Annotated in this window: 3 protein-coding genes; all 3 read right to left on the bottom strand. The window is 71.1% G+C overall.

What is annotated here, in order from left to right:
* A partial coding sequence (locus ABZ297_RS46275; protein ID WP_355360831.1) for a thiamine pyrophosphate-binding protein occupies positions 1–637 on the bottom strand: 637 nt, incomplete at its 3' end.
* Positions 634–3,321, bottom strand: a complete 2,688-nt coding sequence (locus ABZ297_RS46270) for an aldehyde dehydrogenase family protein (RefSeq protein ID WP_355360828.1) — start codon at positions 3,319–3,321, stop codon at positions 634–636. The genes ABZ297_RS46270 and ABZ297_RS46275, both read right to left, overlap by 4 nt.
* A 4-nt stretch (positions 3,322–3,325) precedes the next feature.
* Positions 3,326–4,897: an aminotransferase class I/II-fold pyridoxal phosphate-dependent enzyme gene (locus ABZ297_RS46265; protein ID WP_355360825.1), complete on the bottom strand. Its 1,572-nt coding sequence runs from the start codon at positions 4,895–4,897 to the stop codon at positions 3,326–3,328.
* Positions 4,898–4,985: the final 88 nt, after the last annotated feature.

The raw sequence follows: 4,985 nt of genomic DNA, 5'->3' as shown, positions 1-4,985 counted from the left end.
GCCGCATCCCGCCCCCGCCCACCAGCCCCGGCCTGCGGGCCGCGCGCAGCGCGGCCAGCGACTCCGCCACCGCCTGCGCGTCGGGCCCGGGGCGGTGCGCCCGCGGCAGCCGCCACGGGCGGTCGCGGACCACCTCGGCGTCCAGCAGGTCGGCGGGGAGCTCCAGGTAGACCGGCCCGGGCGCGCCGTTGGCCGCGACCAGGAAGGCCCGCTCGATGGCGGGGACCACGCGGTCGGGGTGGTCGACGCGGTGCGCCCACTTGACCACGGGGGCGATCATCGCCATCTGGTCGAGCTCCTGGAAGGCACCGGAACCGCGCGCCTTGGCCGCGGTGCCCGACGCGAGCACCACCATCGGCGCGCCTCCGCAGCGGGCCTCGACCAGGCCGCCGACGACGTTGGCGGCGGCCGGTCCCTTCCCGATGACGCAGACCGCGGTCTGCCCGGAGGTCAGCGCGTGCCCCGCCGCCATGAAGGCGGCGGCGCGCTGGTCGCGGCAGAGCACCATCCTGAGGCCGGTCGGCTCCATCGCCTTGAGCGGGACGAGGTCGTCGTCGGGCAGCCCGAAGACGGTCTCGACACCGCACGCCTGGACGAAGTCGACGGCCGCGTGCCATGCACTCGGGTACGCGGTCATGGCCGGCCCGCCCTGTCGCCCGCGTACTCGGCCACGATCTGGGAGATGAGCAGCGGCTTGGCCGTCCGCTTCTTGCGGTGGGCGACGTAGTTGGCCATGATGCCGCGCCCGCCGAACGGCAGGTTGCCGTTGTCGATGTCGAGCAGCGTCTCGCCGACGCCCACCATGTGCCGCTTGCGCAGGTGCTCGACGAGCTCGGGGGCGTCGCCGTACACCATCGCGCCCATGGCCCTGTCCTGGTAGTAGCCGGTGCCGAGCTTCTCGTGCACCTGCGACAGGTCGGTGTAGGTGACGAGGTTGAACAGCGGCGCGAAGATCTCGGAGAGCGCCATCTCGTCCTGGGCGGAGCGCAGCAGCACGGTCGGCTGGATCTGCCGGGTGCGGAAGTCGATCTGGCCGCCGTAGATGATGTGGTCCGTGTTGTCCTGCAGGAACTCGGCCGCCTCGACGATCGCGCTCGGGTAGCACATCGGCCCGTAGTCGGCCTCCGGGTCGTCGTAGTCGCCGAAGGTCAGCGTCGAGAGCCGCTTGAGCAGCGCCTCGACGAACCTGGGCGCGTCGGACTGGTGGATGAAGAAGACGTCGGGGCCGAAGCAGTCCTGCCCGGAGTTGAGCATCCGGATGCGCAGGGCGTCCTCGGAGGCCAGGTCGATGTCGGCGCCGGGGGCGACGATGAACGGGTTGGCGCCCTGGCCGAAGAGCATGAAGATCTGCTCGGGGCGCAGGTCGGCGCGGATGGTCTCGGCGTTCTGGTAGGTGCCGGTGAAGACGACGACGTCCGCCTCCGCCACCGGGCCCTCACGGAACTTCCGCTGGCTCAGCGAGCTCAGCTCGATGGGCAGGCCGTGCACCGGCGCCAGTAACTCGTGCAGCCGCCTGGTCTGCGCGGCCACCTGCGTCGACGGGCGGGCGACGACGCTCTCCGTGTACAGCGCGGGCACCAGCAGGTACAGCACGTACGCCGTCAGCAGGACGTTGGAGGACATGAAGACCGCCATCCTGTCCACCTTCGGCGGCTCGTTGCGGACGACCTCCTCCACGGCGCCGGCGAGCGTGTGCAGCGCCCCGTCGATCTCCGCCTCGACGGACTTGTAGTCGGAGATCTCGGTGAGCACGGCCAGGACGGCGCCGGGGTCGGTGCGCAAGAAGTGCGCCACCGCCTTCAGCGCGGCCACCCGCTCGGCGAACGGGACCCTGTCCAGCCCGGCGGGAAGCGCGATGTCCTCCTCCTCGGCGGGCCGCGGCCACAGCCTGACCGGCCGGTACACGGCGTTCTCCGCGAGCCTGCGCAGGTTCCTGACGTCGACCTTGCCCGTGCCGTTCACCGGCAGCGACGCCAGCACGACGACCTTGTTCGGGTGCTCGTAGGAGGGCAGCAGCGAGCAGATGACGGTGCGCCAGTGCGACGCCGACGCCTCGTTCGGGTCCTCCACGAAGAAGACCAGCTGGCTGCCCTGACGCTCGTCGTCAACCGCGACGATCTTCACGGGACGGCCGCAGAACTCGGCCTTGCGCTCGATGGCCTCCAGGTAGAGGTTGTGCCCCATGCGCTGGACGGCGTGCTTGCGCCCCATCACCACCAGGTTGCCCTCGGGAGTCCAGTAGCCGAGGTCCTCGGTCGCGAACGGCTCCGCGCCGACCGGGGTGACGGTGCCGTCCTGCGCCAGGTAGCCCGCCATCAGGCTCGGCGACTCCACGAAGATCTCGCCCACCTGGCCGGGGCCGGTCGGGGAGCCGTCGCGGTCCAGGATGCGCACGTCCACGTCGGTGAGCGGGCGCCCGCACCCCCCGGGGTTCGCCGGGCTGGCCAGCGAAATGTTGCCGGCCTCGTTGCTGCCGTAGCCGTCGAGCAGCGGCCGGCTGAACGTCCGCCCGAAGCGCTCGTTCAGCGCCGGCGGCAGCGGAGCCCCGCCGGTGCAGAACATCCGCACGGAGCTCAGCTCCCTGACGGTGCCCGGCCTGCGCCGGGCCATCGCGTGCAGGGTGTGGTACGTGGAGGGCGTGGCGTCGATCACGGTCGCGCCCGCCACGGCCGCCAGCCGCACGGCCAGGTCGAGCCGCTCCAGCGGCGCCACCACCAGCGAGCAGCCGACCGTCCACTGCAGGATCGCCAGCGTCAGCCCGTAGAAGTGGGAGAACGGCAGCAGCGGCATCAGCACGTCGTCGGGGCGGTAGCCCATCCGCTCGCGGGTGCGCTGCAGGTCGTTGAGGAAGGCCCGGCCCGAGCGGACGACGCCCTTGGCGGACCCGGTCGAACCCGACGACCAGGTGACCAGCGCGTCCGAGCGGGCGTGCCACGCGGAGAAGGACAGGAACTCCGTCCCCGGCTTGCGGCGGCGGGCCTCCTCGGCGAGCGAGTGCACGGCCAGCGACGGCACGCGGTCGGTGAGGTCGGCGAAGTCGTTGTCGGTGATGAGCAGCCGCGCCTTGGCGGTGGCGCTCATCCTGCGCCGCTCCGCGAGCGTCTCGCGGTGGTCCACCAGGACGATCGAGCAGTCCAGGTGCATCAGCGCCAGCAGCGCGGCGATGTACTCGGCGGAGTTGTCAGCGCTGATCACGACCCTGTCGCCGGCGGTCACCGAGCTGTCGCTGATGATCGCGGCCATGCCGAGGGCGAGTTCCTCGATCTCGATCGAGGTGTAGGTTGCGGTGGGCGTTATAACTTTTCCGGTGGTCCAGTCCACTGTTTCATCCGTTCCGTTTGGGCGTGGAGCCCGCCAGACCCTTCAGCTCTTCGGCGAGGACGTTGATGGTGTGTTCGATCTGCTCCGTGGTGTGCTCGGAGGTGACGAAGAAGCGCAGCCGCACCAGCTCCTCCGGCACCGCCGGGTAGAGGATCGGATTGGCGCTGATGCCGCGGTCGAAGAGCCTGTTCGCGAGGGTCAGGCACTGCTCGTTGTCACCGACGATGCACGGGACGACCGGCGACTCCGCGCTCACGCCCGTGTCGATGCCGGCGTCCTTGGCCAGCTTGAGGAACAGCTCGGAGTTGGTGCGCAGCCGCTCCAGGCGCTCCGGCTCGTCGCGCATCACGCGCAGCGCTTCCAGCGCCGCCGCCGCGTTCGGCGGGGTCATCCCGACGCTGTAGACGAAGCCGGGAACGGTGTACTTCAGGAAGTCGACGACCTCGCGGGACCCCGCGACGTAGCCGCCGCAGCTGGCCCCCGCCTTCGACAAGGTGCCCGACCAGAGCTCCACCTGCGAGCGGTCCACGCCGAAGTGGTCGCCGATGCCGCCGCCCGACTTGCCGACCGTGCCGAGGCTGTGAGCCTCGTCGATCAGCAGGACGGCGCCGTGCCGGTTCTTGACCTCGATGATGGCGGGCAGGTCGGCGAGGTCGCCGTCCATGCTGTAGACGCCCTCGACGACGACCAGCGCCCTGCGGTGCAGGTGGCGGTGGCGGCGCAGCACGTCGTCCAGCGCGGCCGGGTCGTTGTGCGCGAAGGGGCGGCGGGTGGCGCCCGACAGGGCGCAGCCCTGCAGGATGCTGTCGTGCGCCAGCTCGTCGTGGACGATGAGGTCGCCGGGGCCGACGATGTGCCCGATCACCGAGACGTTGGTGGCGTGCCCACTGACCAGGACCAGCGCGTCCTCGGTGCCGAGCAGGGCGGCCAGTTCCTGCTCCAGCTCGTGGTGGATCGGCCGGTTGCCCGACAGGAACCGGCTGGCCGAGACCGAGGTGCCGTACCGCTCGACGGCCTCGCGGACCGCTTCGTTGACGCGCGGGTGCCCGGACAGGCCGAGGTAGTTGTAGCTGGAGAAGCTGATCAGTTCCCTGCCGTCGACGACGGTCGTGTCCCTGATGTTGGCCTGGTGGTCGATGAAGTAGGGGTTGCGGCCGAAGCTCTTCATGATCTCCCGGTGTTCCACCAGGTCGGACCACTGTTCGAGCCCCACCTCTATGGCCACCTGCCGCGCGGGCGCCTGCGGGGAGGCGGGCGCCTCGGGGGCGGGCGCCTGCGGCTGTGCGGGCGCGGCGGCCGGCGTGACCGGGAAGCCGAGCTCGGCGGCCACGGCGGCGACGATCTGGTCGATGGACGGCCGCTTGGGCAGCCCGGTCAGCCCGCCGACCAGCTCCGGCCACACCTTCTGGAGCGCGGCGGACAGCTCGGTGACCATCAGCGAGTCGAAGCCGAGTTCCTCCACGAGGAGGGTCCGGCCGCTGAGCTGGTCCATCGGGAAGGCGCCGATCCTGGCGATCTGCTCGTACACCTTCACCCTGACGGCCGCGTCCCCACCCGCTGGAGCCGCCGCGGGCACGGGGGCCACCAGCGTCGACGTCGAGCTCGAAACCGCCGCTGCAGAGCTGTTCCACGACGCCGTTGTAGCCGAGCACGATCAGGCCGCC

Source organism: Nonomuraea sp. NPDC005983 (genome assembly GCF_040614375.1).
In the GTDB taxonomy this organism is placed as follows: domain Bacteria; phylum Actinomycetota; class Actinomycetes; order Streptosporangiales; family Streptosporangiaceae; genus Nonomuraea.
Note: the sequence above shows the minus strand (reverse complement) of the source record. Positions and strands in the feature narration are given on the sequence as shown.